Raw genomic sequence first — 18,607 nt, forward strand, 5'->3', positions numbered from 1 at the left:
CTTGAGCCGAGGACCCATGCCACGACGGCTGGCGGATGCGGCGTGGATGCTCGGCTCAAGGCCGAGCATGACGGAGGGTGGGGCGAAAGTCGCTGGAGATAGCTCACCCTGAGCGCGAGCGAAGAGCAATAATGGCGTGCCATGCGCCCTCATCCGACCTTCGGGCCACCAACCGGGGTCGAGCCACAGGTCTCGCCCCGTCCTTCGGACCCCGCTGGGGAGAAGGGAGTGCTCTACCGCTCCCAATCTTCCTTCGAAGCCTTCGGCCCATTGCCGATGCGCCGTTCGAGTTCGGCGGCTTCGGTTTCGGAGAGGCGCAGGTCGAGCGTGATCGAGCCGTCCTCATTGTCCTCGCGGCCGTTGACGATTGCGTGATCGTAGAGCCAGGGAAGCAACGCGAGCTTGTCGACGGGAAGGCGGATGGTGGTTTCGGTCATCACACCGGAGAGCCGGCGGCTGATCTCGTCCATCAGCGTATCGACGCCCTCGCCGCTGACGGCCGAGACCGCCACGACGTTGCTGGCGCCGGCAGCCTTCTGCACCATGGCGTCGTGGACCTCGGGTTCCAGCCGGTCGATCTTGTTCCAGACTTCGATCAGCCGCTTGCCGGCTTCGGCCTCGTCGATGCCGAGATCGCCGAGGATGCGCATCACGTCGGAGCTCTGCGCCTGGTTGTCGGGATCTGACATGTCGCGGACATGCAGGATGAGATCGGCTTCCAGCACCTCTTCCAGCGTCGCCCGGAAGGCGGCGACGAGATGGGTCGGCAGGTCGGAGATGAAGCCGACGGTGTCGGACAGGATGACGGTTCGCCCATGCGGTAGCTTCATGCGGCGAAGCGTCGGGTCGAGCGTCGCAAAGAGCATGTCTTCGGCCAACACGCCGGCGCCGGTGATGCGGTTGAACAGCGTCGACTTGCCGGCATTGGTATAGCCGACGAGCGCCACGATCGGATGCGGCACCTTGCGGCGCTTGGCGCGGTGGAGCTGGCGGGTGCGCACGACCTGCTCCAGCTCGCGTTCGAGCTTGATGATGCGGTCCTGCAAGAGCCGCCGGTCGGCTTCGATCTGGGTTTCGCCGGGGCCGCCCATGAAACCGCCGCCGCCGCGCTGGCGCTCAAGGTGGGTCCAGCTGCGGACCAGCCGGCCCTTTTGATAATTGAGATGCGCCAAATCGACCTGCAGCGTGCCCTCCTTGGTGGAGGCGCGGCGGCCGAAGATTTCGAGGATGAGGCCCGTCCGGTCGATGACCTTGGCGTTCCATTCCTTTTCGAGATTGCGCTGCTGCACCGGGGTCAGCGGATGATCGACGATGACGAGACCGGAATCGCGCTCGTCGAGCAGCGCCTTGATCTCCTCGATCTTGCCGGTGCCGAGCAGCGTCGCTGGTCTCGGATCGTTAACCGGGACGACCTGGCCGTTGACGACATCGAGGTCGATCGCCTGGGCAAGGCCGGTCGCCTCTTCCAGCCGGCTTTCCGGCGTGCGGGTCGAGGCCGATTCGGTCTGGCCGCCACGGCTGCGCGATTTCAGAACCGGCACCACGACAGTCGCGCGCATATCGTCCCTGTGCTTGGCGGCCTCAGGGATGATCGAATCGTTCTTGGTATCGCGTGTCGAAATGACGGCTGATCCTGTTAGGACGCGGCTTCTTCACTCTCGAACATCTGCATCGGCTGACCCGGCATGATTGTCGAGATCGCATGCTTATACACCAGCTGCGAATGGCCGTCACGGCGAAGAAGAACACAGAAATTGTCGAAAGAGGTAACAACGCCCGTGAGTTTCACGCCGTTGATCAAAAAGATTGTCAGGGAAATCTTTTGCTTGCGAACAGTATTGAGAAATAAGTCCTGCAAATTCTGAGAACGTTCCGCCATCGCGCCGCTTCTTTCTTTATTGCCGACCTGAGTTGGCCGGTAGAATATCAATCAACCTCACCATGCAAGACCGGCGGCACCCTCATTCCACCTGTCCAGCAAATCTTGGTATCAAATCGCAATCTTTTCCGCAACGTCGAAAAAGGCTTCGCGGACTTTCTGCGAGACGCTGCCGGGATGGCCGTTGGCAATGGCCTGGCCATCGACGGAAACCACCGGAAAACAAATACTTGTGGCTGCCGTCAAGAAAACCTCGCGGGCTGCGAGCATTTCTGAAACGGAGAAATTCCGTTCGGTGATCTCAATCCCCAGCCGGTCTGCGACGTCGATCAAGGTGGTGCGGGTAATGCCGCGCAAGATGCCGTGTTCGGCCGGCCGCGTCACCAGGATTCCCTCGGAATCAACGATCCAGACATTGGTCGCCGCCCCTTCTTTCACCATGCCGTCGGCATCGACATAGATCGCCTCCTGGGCGCCGGCTTCCTTGGCCTGCTGACGGGCCATGGCGTTCGGCAGCAGGCCGACGGACTTGATGTCGACGCGGTCCCAGCGGTTGTCGGCAACGGTGATCGCCTTGATGCCGTTGGCATTCTTGGCGGCGATGATCTTGGGATCGGTGCTCTTGGCGGTGATGACAAGCGACGGCGGCGTGCCCTCCACCGGGAAGACATGATCGCGGCGCGCGACGCCGCGCGTCACCTGCAGGTAGAAAAGCCCGTTGCGGACATGGTTGCGGCGCAAGGTCTCGCGAATGACCTGCGTCAGCGCAGCCCGGCTCATCGGCCAGGCGATGCGGAGCTCACCAAGCGACCGGTCGAGACGGTTCAGATGGCGCGTGAGGTCGACGATATAGCCGTGGCGAACCTCGCACACCTCGTAGACCCCGTCGGCGAACTGATAGCCGCGGTCCTCGATATGGACGCTTGCATCAGAATGCTTGACGTAACGGCCGTTCACATAGGCAATTCTCGGCATGGGAAACCTGGTGTTCCGGGAGGCGATAAAGGGATACGGCGCGGCTGCGCCTAGTAGATCAAAAAGTGGAGCATGACGTTGCCCGAAAACCGCTGACACTTTTCGGCATCATGCTCTAGACGCCGAGCGACTTTAGCTTGCGGTGCAGCGCCGAACGCTCCATGCCGACGAATTCGGCGGTGCGCGAGATATTGCCGCCGAAGCGGTTGATCTGGGCGATCAGGTAATCCTTCTCGAACATCTCGCGGGCTTCGCGCAGCGGCAGCGTCATGATGTGATAGTCGTTCTTGGCCGAAACCTTGGGCAGCATGTCACCGAGATCGGTCGGCAGCATGTCGGCGGTGATCGGCGCGTCCGGCCCGTCGGTGCGGGCGAGAATCATCAGCCGCTCGATATTGTTGCGCAGCTGGCGGATATTGCCCGGCCAGTCATGCGCCTGCAGCACGGCCATGGCGTCGTCGCCGATGCGGCGCGGGCGAATGCCGGCCTGTTCGGAAATCTGGCGCATCAGCTGGTCGACGAGAAAAGGAATATCCTCGCGCCGCTCGGCAAGCGCCGGCACACGCACCGGCACGACGGCGAGGCGATGGTAGAGATCTTCGCGGAACCAGCCCTCGGCGATGCGGCTTTCGAGATTATAGGCGGTCGAAGAGATGATGCGGACGTCGACCTTGACGCGCTTGGAGCCGCCGACGCGCTCGAACTGCTGATCGACCAGCACGCGCAGGATCTTGTTCTGCGTCTCGCGCGGCATCTCGCCGACCTCGTCGAGATAGAGGATACCGCGATGGGCTTCCTCGAGCGCGCCGATCTTGCGCGCCTGACCGGGCGTGCCCTCGGTGCCGAACAGCGCCACTTCCATGCGATCGGGCGTGATGTTGGCGGCGTTCAGGGCGACGAAGGGGCCGTTGGCGCGCGCCGACTTCTTGTGGATCATCCGCGCCACCAGCTCCTTGCCGGAGCCGGAGGCGCCGAGGATCATGATGCGGCTGTTGGTCGGCGACACCTTCTCGATCGTCTGGCGCAGCTGCGAGACGGCGACCGAGGTGCCGATCAGTTCCAGGGCGTCGCCGGTGCGCCGCTTCAGCTCGGAAACCTCGCGCTTCAGCTTGGAATTTTCCAGCGCCCGTTCGGCAATCAGGATCAGCCGGTCGGCCTTGAACGGCTTTTCGATGAAATCGAAAGCACCGCGCTTGATCGCCGAGACGGCGGTCTCGATGTTGCCATGGCCCGAGATCATCACGACCGGCAAATCGGGATGGCGGGTCTTGATCTCGTCGAGCAGCGACAGGCCGTCGAGCTTGCTGCCCTGCATCCAGATATCGAGGAAGATCAGCCGAGGCACGCGGTCGGAGATCGCCGCCAGCGCGCTGTCGCTGTCATGGGCCGTGCGCGTTTCGTGTCCCTCGTCCGAGAGAATGCCGGAAACGATCTCGCGAATATCGTGCTCGTCATCGACGACGAGAATATCAGAGGCCATAAACGCTTTCCTTGTCATTGGGTGCGGGAGCGGCAGGCGTCGGATCCCGGCGTGGCAGATGCACGCGGATCATGGCCCCTCTTCCCCGGTCAAAATCGGCGGGCGCATCGTGCAGCTCCAGCTGCCCGCCATGTTCCTCGATGATCTTCTTGACGATGGCGAGGCCAAGGCCGGTGCCCTTCTCGCGCATCGTCATATAGGGTTCCAGAATGCTGTGGCGGTTCTCCACCGGCAGGCCGCGGCCATTGTCGATCACGTCGACGGTGAAGCGGTCGCGGCCCGTATCGAGGGCGGCCCGGACGAGGATCTTGCGCTCGTCGCGCTCGTCGCTCGGAACCGCCTCGATCGCCTCCACGGCATTCTTGATGAGATTTCCGAAGGCCTGGCCGAGCATGCGGCTGTCGAACAGGCCCTCCAGCGGCTGGTCGCCGAAATCCCGCTCGAAGGTGACATGGTGGTTGCCCATCTCGCGCAGGAAGATCGCGTCGCGCAGGATATCGCGCAGGTCGCTCGGCTCCTTGGTCGGCTTCGGCATGCGGGCAAAGGCGGAGAATTCGTCGACCATGCGGCCGATATCGCCGACCTGGCGGATGATCGTATCGGTGCACTGGTCGAACACGGCCCGGTCGTCCTGGTCGATCTGCTTGCCGTAGCGGCGCTGGATGCGCTCGGCCGACAGCTGGATCGGCGTCAGCGGGTTCTTGATCTCATGGGCGATGCGCCGTGCCACGTCGCCCCAGGCGGTCGAGCGCTGGGCGATGACGAGGTCGGTGATGTCGTCGAGCGTGATCACGTAGGATTCGCTCATGTCGCGCACTTCCTCGCGGGTGACCTGGACGCTCAGCGTCCTTACCGTGCCGCCGCGCACCAGCGCGATCTGCTTGCGGAAATCGCCGCGGTGGCGCACCGCCGCCTCGGTCAGCACCTGATCGACCTCGGGGGCGATATCGGCCAGCTGCTTGCCGAGCATCGCCTCGGCCGACAGCGACATCAGCGTTTCGGCCGAGCTGTTGACGATGGCGATGCGGCGGTCCTGTTCGACGCCGATGACGGCGGCGGTAACACCAGACAGCACCGCCTCGATGAAGCGGCGGCGGTCGTCGACCTCGTCCTTGGCCTCGAGGATTTCATCACGCTGGGTGCGGATTTCCGAGATCATCTTGTTGAAGGTGCGCGACAGATTGGCGACGTCGCCATCGACGGCATGCACCGGCACGACGATATCCATATTGCCCGAGGCGACGCTGTCGGCCGCGGTGATCAGCAGCCGGATCGGCCGGACGATGCGATCGGCGACGGCAATCGCCGTCCAGATCGCTGCCAAGAGCACGATCAGCGCGAAGCCGATGTAGAGAACCGCGAAGGCGACCTGCAGCGAGAAACGATTGGCCTCCATCGAGCGGTATTCGGTGGCGTTCTCCTCCATCATGCGCATGGCGCCCATGACCTTGGGATCGACCGCGCGCACCGTATAGAGGAAGGTGCCCTGGATGGCATCGAGCTTGATGATGGCGCCGACAAGGTTGGTGACGCCGGGCGGGATCAGCGTCGGCTGGCCCGCCGCCGCCTTTTGCAGCGCGTCCTGCGGAATGGCCGGCAACGGTTTTTCCGTGGTGATATCGGCCTGGACGACCACCGAACCGTCGCTTTCGACCAGGAAGGCGCCGAGCAGGCCGCGGCCCCTCGCCTGGCGCGTCATCAACTCGGCAAAGCCCGTCCGGTCGAGGCTGTAGAGGGCGCGGTTGCGCTCCAGGTCGTTGGCCATGGAAACCGTCTGCCCCTGCAGGTAGCTGGCGTTCTCCATCATGTAGGCCTGGCCGATATTGCGCGACGAGCTGACGATCGACTGGGTGCGCAGCGCAAACCAGCGGTCGAGGCCGGCATTCAGCGTAATACTGGCGAAGATGGCGACGAGGATCGCCGGCGTGATCGCGACGATCGAGAAGAGCACGACGATGCGGATATGCAGGCGTGCGGCCGCGCGACCACGTGTGCGCGCCTTGAGCAGCCTTGCCACCTCGCGGCCGATCAGCGCCAGCAGCGTCAGCACGAAGAAGGAATTGACGATGACCGAGGTGATGACGACATGCGATGTCGGCGCAATTGGCGTCAGACCGAGCAGCACGAAAAGCGTGATCGTGGCGCAAAGAAGCGCGCCGCCGGCGAGCACGAGGCCGGGCACGGCGAAAAGGGCGCGGCGATCGGTCACCGTCGTCACCGCCTCGCCCGCCGCCGCCGGCGCTACCCCATCCTGCGTCATTCGGCCTCTCTTCGGACGGCACTCTGCCGCCCTGCCCGCCGATCGAAACCAAACAACGCCGGCTCAAGAAAGCCAGCGTCGGAACGACTCGATCGGGAGCGAAATGTCCAAAACCCTTGCGTGACCTTTAAGCAACGCATTGTGGCGAAAATGCAACGCGCCTTGTCACGTTGTCAAGCTCCGGCGGAGCCCCGCCCTCAGACACTTTTGCGCGACACGCGTCAGAATCGACGTGGACCTTCCGGCTTGTTTCCGGCAATCGCATCGATCCGCTCTATCACCTCAGGTGTCATCTTGTGCCGGTGCGAGAGGGCCGCGAGGTTGTCCTGCAGCTGGCTAGCGCGTGAGGCGCCGAGAATGACGGTGGAGACGTTCGGATTGGCGAGGCACCACAGAAGGGCGAGATGGGTGATCGACAGGCCGATCTCGTCGGCGAGTTTTGCGAGCTGGCCGACCTGTTGGAGCTGGGCGCGGCCCGCGTCGCTCGACCACTTCTCCTTCAGCCATTCATAGCCCGGCAGGTTCATGCGGCTGTCGGCCGGCACGCCGTTATTGTATTTGCCGGTCAGAACGCCCGAGGCGAGCGGCGACCAGATGGTGGTGCCGAGGCCGATAAGGTCATAGAGCGGCAGATAATCGGATTCGACCTTCTGGCGCTCGAAGATGTTGTACTGCGGCTGCTCCATGGTCGGCGGCGTGATGCGCAGGTCCCGAGCCACGGCGTAGGCTTCGGTCAGCTGCTGCGCCGACCATTCGGACGTCCCCCAATAGAGCACCTTGCCCTGGGCGACCAGATCGTGCATCGCCCGAACCGTTTCCTCGATCGGCGTGTCAATGTCAGGACGATGGCAGAAGTAGAGGTCGAGATAATCGACCTGAAGCCGCTTGAGTGCCGCATGGCAGGCGTCGGTCACATGCTTGCGTGACAGGCCGCGCTGCGTCGGCTTCTGGCCTCCCCAGAAAACCTTGCTCGAGACGACGAAACTATCGCGACTCCAGCCGAGCGACCTCAGCGCCTCGCCCATGACGTGCTCGGACTTGCCACTTTCGTATCCTTCGGCATTGTCGAAGAAGTTCACCCCGTTATCATAAGCAAGCCGCATGAGGTCGACGGCGTCACCGCCGTTCACCTGCTTGCCGAAGGTAACCCATGTGCCGAACGAGAACTCGCTCACCTTCAGGCCCGACTTTCCCAAACGACGATATTCCATCATGCAGCTCCCAGACGTTATGAACATGTGCGGGGCAACCGGCGTCGACGTCGCACGAGCGATGCGCGTAATCTATGGCATGAACAAAGATATGCGAGGCTTGGCCCCCACCAAATCGACCGGCATGAAACACGATGTCGCAGCTCGCGTCAGCCCCGCTCGTAAAGAAAAAGGGCGCTCCGCTACTTAAGTCGGGGCGCCCATGGCATGCGGTCGAGGACAGTTGCGGCGGAAATCGACAGCAGCAACAGCAGATGAAGAGATTCGGAACAGATAGGCAACATGGAAGCGAAATTGAGGAGGTCACGGCCGGTCGATCGGCCCATGTCATCCACCTGTTATCCACAGCCTATCCACAGGAGCGGCGGCGACGACCTCAGCAACTTCAATGACATTCGGCCGGCGGCAAACAATAGCTCACAAATACTATGTGACCATCGAATGACACTGCGCTTTTGTTTGCGGGCGCAGATACAAACCGCGATCCGGCTCGGATAGATTTACTCTGTTCCCGACCGTGGCGGCGGATACTGGGAGGAGGAGGCGGTGGGCCAACGAGGGGCTCACCGCCTCTTTCAGGCGGTGCGGGAGCTTCGATAAACAGAGACGCCCAATTCCCTGATTTTCTTGCGCAACGTGTTGCGGTTGAGGCCGAGAAGATCGGCCGCCTTGATCTGATTGCCGCGCGTTGCTGTGAGCGCAGCGAGAATCAGCGGATATTCCATCTCGGTCAGCACGCGGTCATAGAGGCCGGGCGGCGGCAGATTGTCCCCGAAGCCTGCGAAGTAGCACAGGCAGTTTGATCCAATGCAACGCTTGAACCCGGTATTCATCGTATCCCTAAGAGCAGCTCCATAGTCATGGAGGATAATGGCTCAAAGAGGAGATGCAGAATGTCCATGTTCAGACTGCCAACTATCGCTCTGCTGGCGTTGCTCGGTGCCGCCGGTGCCATGGGCATCGCGTCCGCCCAGACGAAAAGTCCAAACTCGGCTCATTCGGAGGCTAAGCCCGCGGCCGAAGGATCGGAAATGATGCCCGGCATGATGGGCCGCAACATGATGTCATCGGACATGAATGAAGGAATGCGCATGATGGGGCCAATGCGCGGTCATATGATGAAGATCATGTTCGTCGTCGCCGATACTGATGGGGACGGCGCAATTTCTTTCCAAGAGTTGACCGCAATCCACAAACGCGTCTTCGAGGCGGTCGACGCAAACGATGACCGCAAAGTCACACCTGAAGAAATGCAGGCGTTTATGCAGAACATGTGACCGGCAGCTCGGCATTTGCCACCCCATGTGAGCAGCTACCACCAACTCCAGGTGCGCAGCTCCTTCGGGGCTTGCCTTACGCGGCGGCGCCGTGCCGAGGCCAGAGAAACCGGAGCGCCGGCAATTGCGTTATATCAATGCCGACTTGCGACGAATGGAGATAGATCATTGCGATCGCGGCGGTCCGCGAGACATGGAGCAGGACATGACGGCACAATATTTTCTCCCGCTATCAACATATCCCGATTCAAGTTCAGGACTGATCATTTCGAACGCTGTAGCGTTTGCTGGGCACTACGGTGCAAGTCTTCACGCCTGCGCGCTAAGGGTCGGGATTCCGCATATTCCCAACGCCTGGTCGTCGTTGCTGCTCGATACTCCAAAGATGATCGAGCATGCCGAGACTTCTGAGCCGTGATCGTGCCGAAACGCTGATTGCAGCAGCGACCAACCTCGCAGCGAACGCCAAGGTTGAATTATCTTCCCGAACGGTCAAGACCACCTTGCCTCTATTGCACGAGACGGCAGCCACGGAAGCACGCTTCTTCGATTTGGCCATTCTCGAATGTGTCGCGGACGTTCCAGACACCCGTATTGTCGCCGAAGCGGTCCTATTTGGCTCCGGCCGGCCGGCCGTCATCTTTCCCAACAAGACCCTTGCAGGCCCAATCGACCATCTGGTCATCGCCTGGGACGGAAGCCGAGCCGCAGCTCGGGCCGTCAGCGATGCAAACCCATTCATTCACAAGGCCAAGCGGGTTTCGGTCCTATCCCTGACGGGCGAAAAACCGCTGCCGGAAACAACCGGGGCGCATCTCGCTGAGATTTTGGTTTCGAGCGGCGTCAATGCAAGCGCAACGGTCGCTCGCTTTACGTCGTCATCGATCGGTCAGAGCATTCAACAAACAGCACTGGAACTGAGCGCCGATATGCTGGTCATGGGAGGATTTGGACACTCGAGATTGCGAGATTTCGTTCTGGGTGGAGCAACCGATGGCGTCTTGGAAAAGCCTCTGCTCCCGGTGCTCATGTCACATTGAAGGGAACTGCCCGCGTGGGTCTGTGACCTGCTTCCGCCCGTTTCCGAGTCACAGCCGCCGGCGACGCCACGCTAAAACAGTATCCTGCAGTTGGCTCTTCGGACAAGGAAGCCTGGACACTCGCGGATCGAAAGCTACCTTGATTCGGATCAATGCGACGGACGCCCGACACGCCTAGCTTTGCCGCTTCCCGTCAGGGTTGAAATTCCCAGTAGAACACGGTGTCGGTCGCGAACATAAGGCCGGCTGGAGAGCGATCATGCAGAAGCAATCCTCCTCGCAAACGAGGCAGCATATCGAAAAGTACAAGGCGATCCTTGACCAACGCGGGCGCGAGCTGGAAACCCGGCTGCAAGCGATCGAGCATGATTTCGAAGAGCCTCGGAACCCTGACGATGATGATCGTGCCACAGAGCGAAATAACGATGAAGTCCTGGAAGAACTCGGCGAGGCTGGACAAAAGGAGCTCCTCGCCGTCCAAGCGGCGTTGGACCGGATTAAAGCCGGAACTTTTGGCACATGTGTGAAATGCGGCAAGCCGATCGGCGAGAAGAGGCTTGACGCCGTCCCACACACACCTTTCTGTCAGTCTTGCGCTCAGTCGTTTTGAAGCCTGAGTTGCAAGGTGACCATGCTCAGAAGCGCTTGGCCAGCTCATCAGCCGGCGCGTGCCCTGATGAGCCATTCATGAGCGTTATCGCGACCGGAAGGATGCGCCTTCGACGTCCCTCCGCAGCACCGTGCGAGCCCGAACACGCTCAGGCGGTGCGGGAGCTTCTGTAAACAGAGACGCCCAATTCCCTGATTTTCTTGCGCAACGTGTTGCGGTTGAGGCCGAGCAGATCGGCCGCCTTGATCTGGTTGCCGCGCGTTGCTGTGAGCGCAGCGAGAATCAGCGGATATTCCATTTCAGTCAGCACGCGGTCATAGAGGCCGGGCGGCGGCAGGTTTTCGCCGAAGCTGGCGAAATAGGTGCGCATGTTCTCCTCGACGGCTTGCGCGATCGTCATCGAGCCGTTGCGGATCGGCCCCTTGTCGATCGGGCTGTCGGGTACGTCGGAGCGCAGCTCGGCATCGATGATCTCGCGGCTGATGACATCCTGCGGATAGAGCGCCATCAGGCGGCGGATGAGATTTTCCAGCTCGCGCACATTGCCTGGCCAGGCATAGGCCTTCATCAATTCCAGCGCTTCCTGATCGAAGCGTTTGGAGCCGAGGCCTTCCTTTTCGGCCTGCTGGATGAAATGGCGCACGAGATCGGGAATATCCTCGGCGCGGTCACGCAGCGGCGGCAGGCGCAGCGGCACGACATTCAGGCGGTAGTAAAGATCCTCGCGGAAGAGTCCCTGGTTGATCGCCTGCTTCAGATCCTTGTTGGTGGCGGCGACGATGCGCACATCGGTGCGGATCGGCGTGCGACCGCCGACGGTGGTGTATTCGCCCTGCTGCAGCACGCGCAGAAGCCGCGTCTGGGCGTCCATCGGCATGTCGCCGATTTCGTCGAGGAAGAGCGTACCGCCTTCGGCCTGCTCGAAGCGGCCGGTCGAGCGGGTCTGCGCGCCGGTGAAGGCGCCCTTCTCATGGCCGAAGAGCTCGGATTCGATCAGGTCGCGCGGGATGGCCGCCATGTTGATCGCGACGAAGGGGCCGTTGCGGCGCTTGCCGTAATCATGCAGCGCGCGGGCGACAAGCTCCTTGCCGGTGCCGGATTCGCCGGTGATCATCAGCGTCAGGTCCGTCTGCATCAGGCGGGCGAGCACTCGGTAGATTTCCTGCATAGCCGCCGAGCGGCCGACGAGCGGCATGCCGTCCTGCATATCCTCTTCGAGCTTGGCGGGCTTGCGCTTCGGCTCGGCGAGCGCCCGACCGATAATGCCGATCAGCTCGGTCAGGTCGAAGGGCTTCGGCAGATAGTCGTACGCCCCCTTCTCGGAAGCTTTGATCGCCGTCATGAAGGTGTTCTGCGCGCTCATGACGAGCACCGGAAGATCCGGACGCGCCTTCTTGATGCGCGGCAGCAGATCGAAGGCGTTTTCGTCAGGCATCACCACGTCGGTGACGACAAGATCGCCCTCGCCCGCCGAAATCCAGCGCCAGAGGGTAGCGGCGTTGGAGGTGATGCGCACATCATAGCCGGCGCGGCTCAAAGCCTGGTTGAGCACGGTCCGGATGGCCGCATCATCATCTGCAACGAGGATCGTGGCTGTCATCGAGAAGGTCCTGTCGAGCTTACGGAAGAAGCATCCTCGAGCGAAACGTCCTTCGACGCCGGCATGAGAACGCGGAAAGTCGTGCGGCTGTTCTGGCTGTCGCATTCGATGATGCCGCCGTGATCACCGATGATCTTGGCGACCAGCGCCAAGCCAAGACCACTGCCGTTCGTCTTGGTGGTGATGAAGGGATCGAAGAGATGCGGCAGCAGATCGGTGGGAACGCCGGGGCCGTTATCGTGGACGCAGAACTCCAGCGGCAGCGAGATCTTTTCACGCGTGCCGGCGACCGAAAGGCGGATGCCCGGTCGATAGGCGGTCGTCAGCATGATCTCGCCGTCCGGCCGGTCACCGACCGCTTCGGCGGCGTTCTTCACCAGATTGAGGAAGACCTGGACGAGCTGGTCGCGATTGGCATAGACGGCCGGCAGCGACGGGTCGTAGCTTTCGGTGACGCGGATGTTGCGGGCAAAACCCGCCTTGGCGACCGCCTTCACGTGATCGAGCACGGAATGGATATTGACCGGCATGCGGTCGACCGGACGTTCGTCGGAAAAGACTTCCATGCGATCGACCAGCGAGACGATGCGGTCGGTTTCGTCGCAGATCAACCGGGTCAACGCCCGATCGTCGTCGACCGCGGACTGTTCGAGCAGTTGCGCGGCGCCACGAATGCCGGAGAGCGGATTCTTGATCTCATGCGCCAGCATCGAGGCGAGGCCGGTCACCGAGCGGGCGGCGGCGCGATGCGTCAACTGCCGGTCGATCTTGTCGGCCATCGAGCGTTCCTGGAAGACAATGACGACGGCGCCGGGTTCGCTGATCACGGGGGCGACATAGAGGTCAACGAGCTTGTCCTGACCGAGCCGTGGCGAGCTCAGATCGACGCGATATTCATTGACCGGCGCCTTGCGCTCGCGCACCTGATCGATCAGGGCAAGCAGCGGACTGCCGAAGGGGATGAAGGTCGAGATCCGGTATCGCGCTAGATGCGAGGCGCTGGCACCGAAAAAGGCCTCCGCCTCCCAATTGGCAAAGGCGACGAAGCCGGATTCGTCCACCATGACGACCGGGTTCTGGATGGCGTTCAGCACGGCCATGGCGACGGTTCCGCCGGTCTGGTCGGGCGGAGATATCGTATCCTTCGTCATGCCGCCTCCCGGCTGTCGACAAGAGCTGCATCAAGCACATCGTAAAGGCGCGCGGCCACCTCGCCCGGATCGCGCGAGGTCATGATCGCAGCCTTCTCGCCGCCGGCAAGTGCGGGCGCAAAACGCTCGAGATACCAGCCGAGATGCTTGCGGGCATGGCGGATCGCCACCGCCTCGCCGTAGAAATCGAGCATCATCCGGTAATGCTCGACGGCGATATCGGCAATGTCTTCGCGTCGCGGCTCCGCCGCGCCGGCAAGCACGCCGGCATGCCACGGCCTGCCCTGGCAGCCCCTGCCGATCATGACGGCATCGGCGCCGGAGCGGCGCAGGATTTCCTGCGCATCCGCGGCGGTTTCGACGTCGCCATTGGCGATCAGCGGAATGGAGATGACGTCGCGAACGGCACGGATCGCATCCCAGTCGGCGCGACCTTCGTAAAACTGCATGCGGGTGCGCCCATGAATGGTGACGAGCTGAATACCGGCGGCTTCGGCGCGGCGCGCAATGTCGGGCGCGTTGATGGAATTCTCGTCCCAGCCGAGGCGCATCTTAAGCGTCACGGGAATGTCGACGGCCTTGACCGTCGCTTCGATCAGGCCGAGCGCGTGATCGGGATCGCGCATCAGCGCCGAGCCGGAGTAACCGCCGATCACTTTCTTTGCCGGACAGCCCATGTTGATGTCGATGATATCGGCGCCATGATCAGCGGCGATCTTGGCCGCTTCCGCCATCCAGTGCGCCTCCCGGCCGGCGAGCTGCACCATGTGCGGCCGGAAGCCGGCGGCCTTGAGCCGCGACCAGGATTCGGTGGTATCGTTGACCAGTTCGCGAACTCGCCACCATCTCGGTGACGACGAGCCCGGCGCCGAAGCGCCAGGCCAGCTCGCGGAAAGGCATGTCCGTGACACCGGACATCGGCGCCAGCACCACGCGGTTCCGCACCGATACGGATCCAATTCGGAAAGGCGCTGCGAGGTCATTGGAATTCAAATGATTATCTTTCAGGCACACCAAGTAACTGCATTATTTTTAGCCATAGATCCATGGCTTTGCCAAGGGGGCTCGGATAGGAATCGATATTTTTCGGGCAGATGCTGGAAAAGGCCAAAGCAAGAGGTTAGAGCACTCCGGTCAATTCCGCATATTTTAGGGGATTTATGCTGCAAATGCCGTCCAAGCAACCGATATCGGCTGGAATTGTCATCGTTGCCGCCGGCCGCGGCGAGCGTGCCGGATCCTCCAAGGAAGGTCCCAAGCAATATCGCCTGATCGGCGGCAAGCCGGTTATCGTCCATACGCTTGAAAACTTCATGACATGGGAGCCGGCAACCGAGATAGTCGTCGTCATTCATCCCGATGACGAGGCGCTGTTTGCCAAGGCGTTCCGCCATATCATTTCGGCAACGCCGATCGAAATCGTGCATGGCGGCCCGACGCGGCAGCAATCGGTGCTGGCCGGCCTTCGATACCTCAAGGACAAGCATGTCAGCCACGTGCTGATTCACGATGCGGTGCGGCCCTTTCTCGACCACGCACTTCTCGACCGCATTGCCGAAAGCCTTGGCAACGGCGCGACGGCAGTGCTGCCGGCCAAGCCGGTGACCGATACGCTGAAACGGGCAGATAGCGCCGGCACGGTGCTGACAACGGTTTCGCGCGAGCAGCTCTACGCTGCGCAGACGCCGCAATCCTTCACCTTCGAAACGATTCTCGACGCGCATGAGAAGGCGGCGGCGAGCGGGCGGAGCGATTTCACCGACGACGCCTCGATCGCCGAATGGCTGGGCATTCCGGTGACGATCGTCGAGGGCACGGCCGACAACGTCAAGCTGACGGTCAAGAGCGATATTGCCATGGCCGACGACAAGCTGTCTGCCTCACTGCTTCCTGATGTGCGCACCGGCAATGGCTACGATGTGCACCAGCTCGAAGCGGGCGACGGCGTGACTCTGTGCGGCGTATTCATTCCGCACGATCAGAAGCTGAAAGGCCATTCGGATGCCGATGTCGCGCTGCATGCGTTAACGGACGCGCTGCTCGCCACCTGCGGCGCCGGCGATATCGGCGATCATTTCCCGCCATCCGACCCGCAATGGAAGGGAGCGGCTTCCCGGATCTTCATCGAGCATGCCGCCCGGATCGTGCGCGAACGCGGCGGCACGATCATGAATGCCGATGTCTCGCTGATCGCCGAGGCGCCGAAGGTCGGCCCGCATCGGGAGGCCATGCGGGCGAACCTGTCGGAATATCTCGGCATCGATCTCGAGCGCTGCTCGGTCAAGGCGACGACCAACGAGACGATCGGCTTCGTCGGTCGGCGCGAAGGCATCGCGGCGATCGCCACGGCGACCGTCGTTTATCGCGGGAGGAAATGATGAGCCTCTTTCCCGAGGATATCCATTCGGAGGCAGCGGCAATCATCCGCGACTTCACCGCCGCCCGGCTGATGGTGTCGGCGGCCGAATCCTGCACCGGCGGGCTGATATCAGGCGCGCTGACGGAGATATCCGGCTCATCCGCCGTCGTCGACCGCGGCTTCGTCACCTATACGAATAGCGCCAAGACCGAGCTGCTCGGGGTGCAGGCGCAAACGCTGCTGCGTTTCGGCGCAGTATCCGAGGAGACCGCCCGGCAGATGGCGCACGGCGCCCTCTTCCGCTCGCGCGCCGACATCGCCGTCGCCGTCACGGGCATTGCCGGCCCCGGCGGCGGATCGGCCGAGAAACCGGTCGGCCTCGTGCATCTTGCCGCGAAATCGCGCAGCGGCGCGCTCATTCACCGCAAAATGCTCTATGGCGACATCGGCCGCTGCGAGGTTCGGCTGGCAACGGTCAGGACGGCACTCGAGATGCTGCGTTTGCTCCTCACGCACTGATGTACCTGCAACCGCCCGTCAGGCTGGAGCGTAGATCTTGCTTGCGCGCGTTTCGAAGGCTTCGGTGAACATGCGGAAGGCGCGGTCGAACATCGAGCCCATGAGCGCGCCAAGGATGCGGCTTTTGAATTCGTAATCGATGAAGAAATTGATGGTGCAGCCGCCAGCCGGCGTCTCGGCGAAATGCCAGCGATTGTCGAGATATTTGAATGGGCCGTCGATATATTTGACCTCGATGACGCGCTCGGCCTGGTTCAAGAGCACCTGGGTCGTGAAAGTCTCGCGGATCGCCTTGTAGCCGACGGTCATATCGGCCACGAGCAGGATCTTGCCGTCACGCTCCTTGCGGCTTCTGACAGACAGCGCCTCGCAAAGCGGCAGGAACTCGGGATAGTGTTCGACATCGGCAACGAGATCGAACATCTGGTCGGGCGTATGCGGGACGGAACGGTGCGTTTCGAAGTGCGGCATAGGCGGCACTTAAGCGGCTGCGCCAAGAAGATCAAGAAGCTGGCGCATACGACGGCGGGATTTTAGCTGAGAACGGGGCGAAGGCGGCGCGGTCTCAGCGCCTATACCACATACGCTGGAGCAACCTGTCGCTGCGGACGAACTGATGGAACACCGCCGCTCCAACATGTGCGGAAAGCAGTGCCAGCAGGAGATTTGCCCCAAGCCCATGCGGCAGGCGCGGCGGATAGAGGTGGAAGTTCGGCAGTTCCGTGCCAGCACCGAATATGGCTTGCGCCGCGCCGCTCAGCGCGATGATGCCGACGCCGCTCGCAATCATGCCGAGGATGACCACGTAGAAGGCAAGATGGACGGCGCGGGCCAGCCACTCTTGCCACGAGGGCGCGCCCTGAACAGGCAGCGGCTTCCTGTCGAAAAGCCACCACCAGACGATGCGGCACACGGTCAGCAGAAGAACCATGATCGCCGCTGGGATATGAACACGAAGAAGCGCCGCCTTTGCGACCGGTTCGACGATGTTGCCTGCTCGAAAGCCGGAGACGAGGGCAACGAGCAAGAATATGGCGGTCAGCCAATGCATGGAGACGGCCATGGCGCCGTAGCTATCAGTCGTGCTTTTCAGCATCAATTTCTCCTTCGAGACTGTGCCGCAGCCTCGTCATGACGCGATGTGCGGTTTGGATTTCGGCAAGTGAAAGCCCCGCGGCCATGGCGTTGACGCGTGGGTTGTAGGCTGCGATCGCAGCATCGTAGGTTTGTCGTCCTTTGTCGGTCAGCACGACGAGCTGCGCCCGCCGGTGATGCGGATTGGGTTCAAAGGCGACCAGCCCCTCTCCGTGCAGATCATTGACGATGCGCTGCACGTTCTGACGGTTGGCGCCGAGGTCTCGGGCCAGCCATGCCACCGGCTGCGGCCGATCCGCATGGACGATCGCCCCGAGGATCTGCCAGCGTGCGCTGGTCAGCCCATAGGCCGCCACAAGTCTGTCTCCCCAGGTCAAGGTCAAGTTATTCACCCGAAACATCGAAAGGATCAGTTCCGTCAAGGCGTCGCCTATCGCGGTTCTCGTCGCTTCATCCATTTGTCACCATATATTGTTATTGACATCATCATGTCAAGTTATTGTGTATGCACCATACCAAATTGACATCATTACACCAATAAGAAAGGAGTTCTGAAGTGACGCACATGCAACCACTTGATGAGAATTTTCCGATCCAGCGCCAGCTCGATGTCGATGCAGCCCCGGTCGTGCTGATCAACCTCTTCACGCTCGATCCCGCCGATGAATCACATTTCCTCGAAGTCTGGAGCCGTGATGCCGAGTTTATGAAGCGACAACCGGGCTTCATCTCGACTCAGCTCCATCGAGCACTCGGCGAGAGCATGAGCTACCTGAACTATGCGGTGTGGGAATCGAACGAGGCATTCCGAGCCGCCTTCAATCATCCCGACTTTCGCGCCCAGGTCGCTGCATATCCGGCATCCGCCATCGCCGGGCCGCACCTGTTTCAGAAGGTCGCCATGTCTGGCATCTGCACAGATTGAGCATCATTAGAAGGAGGCTCTGCTGCGCATCAATCGGTAGCAGACGCTTCGGACAAGCCCACAGCCGTCCGGTTCAAAAATTTGGGCTGGACGGAAGACATTGATTGTCTTTGTTTCTGGCGTTTTCGCTGTTCGGGACACGAACGGGAGCTCAATACCTGCGCGACATCCCGGCCGCCTGGGAGATCGGCGAAGGCTGCCCCTCATCCGGCTGCCGCCACCTTCT

The 18,607-nt window shown here is 61.7% G+C and carries 16 protein-coding genes and 3 pseudogenes; 6 read left to right on the top strand and 13 right to left on the bottom strand.

Annotation, left to right across the window (positions count from 1 at the left end):
* Positions 1-233: 233 nt before the first annotated feature.
* From hflX to MHI61_RS13535, 7 genes and pseudogenes are all read right to left on the bottom strand, one after another.
* On the bottom strand, positions 234-1,559 hold the full coding sequence (hflX, locus tag MHI61_RS13505; protein ID WP_239792386.1) for a GTPase HflX: 1,326 nt from the start codon (positions 1,557-1,559) through the stop codon (positions 234-236).
* Positions 1,560-1,636: 77 nt separating this feature from the next.
* Entirely contained in the window at positions 1,637-1,879 is a 243-nt protein-coding gene (gene hfq / locus MHI61_RS13510) for an RNA chaperone Hfq (RefSeq protein ID WP_003539403.1), read from the bottom strand.
* 111 nt (positions 1,880-1,990) lie between these two features.
* Entirely contained in the window at positions 1,991-2,854 is an 864-nt protein-coding gene (locus MHI61_RS13515; protein ID WP_239792387.1) for a D-amino-acid transaminase, read from the bottom strand.
* A 115-nt stretch (positions 2,855-2,969) separates the two neighbouring features.
* Positions 2,970-4,334, bottom strand: coding sequence for a sigma-54 dependent transcriptional regulator (locus tag MHI61_RS13520; RefSeq protein ID WP_064683635.1), 1,365 nt, complete (start codon positions 4,332-4,334; stop codon positions 2,970-2,972).
* Positions 4,324-6,594: a PAS domain-containing sensor histidine kinase gene (locus tag MHI61_RS13525; protein WP_239792388.1), complete on the bottom strand. Its 2,271-nt coding sequence runs from the start codon at positions 6,592-6,594 to the stop codon at positions 4,324-4,326. Before MHI61_RS13525 ends, MHI61_RS13520 begins: the two co-directional genes overlap by 11 nt.
* Before the next feature lie 221 nt (positions 6,595-6,815).
* The gene (locus MHI61_RS13530; protein WP_239792389.1) at positions 6,816-7,805 is read right to left on the bottom strand and encodes an aldo/keto reductase; all 990 of its coding nucleotides are present in this window, start codon (positions 7,803-7,805) and stop codon (positions 6,816-6,818) included.
* Between the two features lie 575 nt (positions 7,806-8,380).
* Positions 8,381-8,593 (bottom strand): annotated as a pseudogene (locus MHI61_RS13535) (helix-turn-helix domain-containing protein); the annotation flags it as partial.
* Between the two features lie 105 nt (positions 8,594-8,698).
* On the opposite strand from MHI61_RS13535, the gene MHI61_RS13540 reads away from it, so the two are divergent.
* From MHI61_RS13540 to MHI61_RS13550, 3 genes and pseudogenes are all read left to right on the top strand, one after another.
* Positions 8,699-9,082 carry a hypothetical protein gene (locus MHI61_RS13540; RefSeq protein WP_239792390.1) on the top strand — a complete coding sequence of 128 codons (384 nt, stop codon included), beginning with the start codon at positions 8,699-8,701 and terminating at the stop codon, positions 9,080-9,082.
* Positions 9,083-9,236: 154 nt separating this feature from the next.
* Positions 9,237-10,122: pseudogene (locus MHI61_RS13545) on the top strand (universal stress protein).
* A 259-nt stretch (positions 10,123-10,381) separates the two neighbouring features.
* Entirely contained in the window at positions 10,382-10,732 is a 351-nt protein-coding gene (locus MHI61_RS13550) for a TraR/DksA C4-type zinc finger protein (protein WP_239792391.1), read from the top strand.
* Positions 10,733-10,880: 148 nt separating this feature from the next.
* Here MHI61_RS13550 and ntrC read toward each other — a convergent pair whose 3' ends face one another.
* From ntrC to dusB, 3 genes and pseudogenes are all read right to left on the bottom strand, one after another.
* The gene (gene ntrC, locus MHI61_RS13555; protein ID WP_222139735.1) at positions 10,881-12,332 is read right to left on the bottom strand and encodes a nitrogen regulation protein NR(I); all 1,452 of its coding nucleotides are present in this window, start codon (positions 12,330-12,332) and stop codon (positions 10,881-10,883) included.
* Complete coding sequence (locus MHI61_RS13560) at positions 12,329-13,483, bottom strand: nitrogen regulation protein NR(II) (RefSeq protein ID WP_239792392.1); 1,155 nt, start codon at positions 13,481-13,483, stop codon at positions 12,329-12,331. The genes ntrC and MHI61_RS13560 overlap by 4 nt, the downstream gene beginning before the upstream one ends.
* A pseudogene (gene dusB / locus MHI61_RS13565) lies at positions 13,480-14,497 on the bottom strand (tRNA dihydrouridine synthase DusB). Before dusB ends, MHI61_RS13560 begins: the two are co-directional and overlap by 4 nt.
* A gap of 146 nt (positions 14,498-14,643) precedes the next feature.
* On the opposite strand from dusB, the gene MHI61_RS13570 reads away from it, so the two are divergent.
* Both MHI61_RS13570 and MHI61_RS13575 read left to right on the top strand, forming a co-directional pair.
* Positions 14,644-15,861, top strand: a complete 1,218-nt coding sequence (locus MHI61_RS13570; protein WP_239792393.1) for a bifunctional 2-C-methyl-D-erythritol 4-phosphate cytidylyltransferase/2-C-methyl-D-erythritol 2,4-cyclodiphosphate synthase — start codon at positions 14,644-14,646, stop codon at positions 15,859-15,861.
* A complete protein-coding gene (locus MHI61_RS13575; RefSeq protein WP_239792394.1) occupies positions 15,861-16,361 on the top strand; it encodes a CinA family protein in 501 nt (166 codons plus the stop codon). The genes MHI61_RS13570 and MHI61_RS13575 overlap by 1 nt, the downstream gene beginning before the upstream one ends.
* 18 nt (positions 16,362-16,379) lie before the next feature.
* On the opposite strand, the gene MHI61_RS13580 is transcribed toward MHI61_RS13575, so the two are convergent.
* From MHI61_RS13580 to MHI61_RS13590, 3 genes are all read right to left on the bottom strand, one after another.
* On the bottom strand, positions 16,380-16,832 hold the full coding sequence (locus MHI61_RS13580) for a type II toxin-antitoxin system RatA family toxin (RefSeq protein ID WP_239792395.1): 453 nt from the start codon (positions 16,830-16,832) through the stop codon (positions 16,380-16,382).
* A gap of 94 nt (positions 16,833-16,926) precedes the next feature.
* Entirely contained in the window at positions 16,927-17,457 is a 531-nt protein-coding gene (locus MHI61_RS13585; RefSeq protein ID WP_239792396.1) for a cytochrome b/b6 domain-containing protein, read from the bottom strand.
* A complete protein-coding gene (locus MHI61_RS13590; RefSeq protein ID WP_239792397.1) occupies positions 17,438-17,914 on the bottom strand; it encodes a MarR family winged helix-turn-helix transcriptional regulator in 477 nt (158 codons plus the stop codon). The genes MHI61_RS13585 and MHI61_RS13590 overlap by 20 nt, the downstream gene beginning before the upstream one ends.
* 98 nt (positions 17,915-18,012) lie before the next feature.
* Between MHI61_RS13590 and MHI61_RS13595 the strand changes: the two genes are divergently transcribed.
* On the top strand, positions 18,013-18,381 hold the full coding sequence (locus MHI61_RS13595) for an antibiotic biosynthesis monooxygenase family protein (protein WP_239792398.1): 369 nt from the start codon (positions 18,013-18,015) through the stop codon (positions 18,379-18,381).
* Positions 18,382-18,607: the final 226 nt, after the last annotated feature.

The organism is Rhizobium sp. K102 (genome assembly GCF_022385315.1).
In the GTDB taxonomy this organism is placed as follows: domain Bacteria; phylum Pseudomonadota; class Alphaproteobacteria; order Rhizobiales; family Rhizobiaceae; genus Rhizobium; species Rhizobium croatiense.

Excerpts from the sequence above, each read along its gene's own strand:
- hflX (WP_239792386.1), bottom strand. The coding sequence starts at position 1,559 with ATGCGCGCGACTGTCGTGGTGCCGGTTCTGAAATCGCGCAGCCGTGGC.
- hfq (WP_003539403.1), bottom strand. The coding sequence starts at position 1,879 with ATGGCGGAACGTTCTCAGAATTTGCAGGACTTATTTCTCAATACTGTT.
- MHI61_RS13515 (WP_239792387.1), bottom strand. The coding sequence starts at position 2,854 with ATGCCGAGAATTGCCTATGTGAACGGCCGTTACGTCAAGCATTCTGAT.
- MHI61_RS13520 (WP_064683635.1), bottom strand. The coding sequence starts at position 4,334 with ATGGCCTCTGATATTCTCGTCGTCGATGACGAGCACGATATTCGCGAG.
- MHI61_RS13525 (WP_239792388.1), bottom strand. The coding sequence starts at position 6,594 with ATGACGCAGGATGGGGTAGCGCCGGCGGCGGCGGGCGAGGCGGTGACG.
- MHI61_RS13530 (WP_239792389.1), bottom strand. The coding sequence starts at position 7,805 with ATGGAATATCGTCGTTTGGGAAAGTCGGGCCTGAAGGTGAGCGAGTTC.
- MHI61_RS13540 (WP_239792390.1), top strand. The coding sequence starts at position 8,699 with ATGTCCATGTTCAGACTGCCAACTATCGCTCTGCTGGCGTTGCTCGGT.
- MHI61_RS13550 (WP_239792391.1), top strand. The coding sequence starts at position 10,382 with ATGCAGAAGCAATCCTCCTCGCAAACGAGGCAGCATATCGAAAAGTAC.
- ntrC (WP_222139735.1), bottom strand. The coding sequence starts at position 12,332 with ATGACAGCCACGATCCTCGTTGCAGATGATGATGCGGCCATCCGGACC.
- MHI61_RS13560 (WP_239792392.1), bottom strand. The coding sequence starts at position 13,483 with ATGACGAAGGATACGATATCTCCGCCCGACCAGACCGGCGGAACCGTC.
- MHI61_RS13570 (WP_239792393.1), top strand. The coding sequence starts at position 14,644 with ATGCTGCAAATGCCGTCCAAGCAACCGATATCGGCTGGAATTGTCATC.
- MHI61_RS13575 (WP_239792394.1), top strand. The coding sequence starts at position 15,861 with ATGAGCCTCTTTCCCGAGGATATCCATTCGGAGGCAGCGGCAATCATC.
- MHI61_RS13580 (WP_239792395.1), bottom strand. The coding sequence starts at position 16,832 with ATGCCGCACTTCGAAACGCACCGTTCCGTCCCGCATACGCCCGACCAG.
- MHI61_RS13585 (WP_239792396.1), bottom strand. The coding sequence starts at position 17,457 with ATGCTGAAAAGCACGACTGATAGCTACGGCGCCATGGCCGTCTCCATG.
- MHI61_RS13590 (WP_239792397.1), bottom strand. The coding sequence starts at position 17,914 with ATGGATGAAGCGACGAGAACCGCGATAGGCGACGCCTTGACGGAACTG.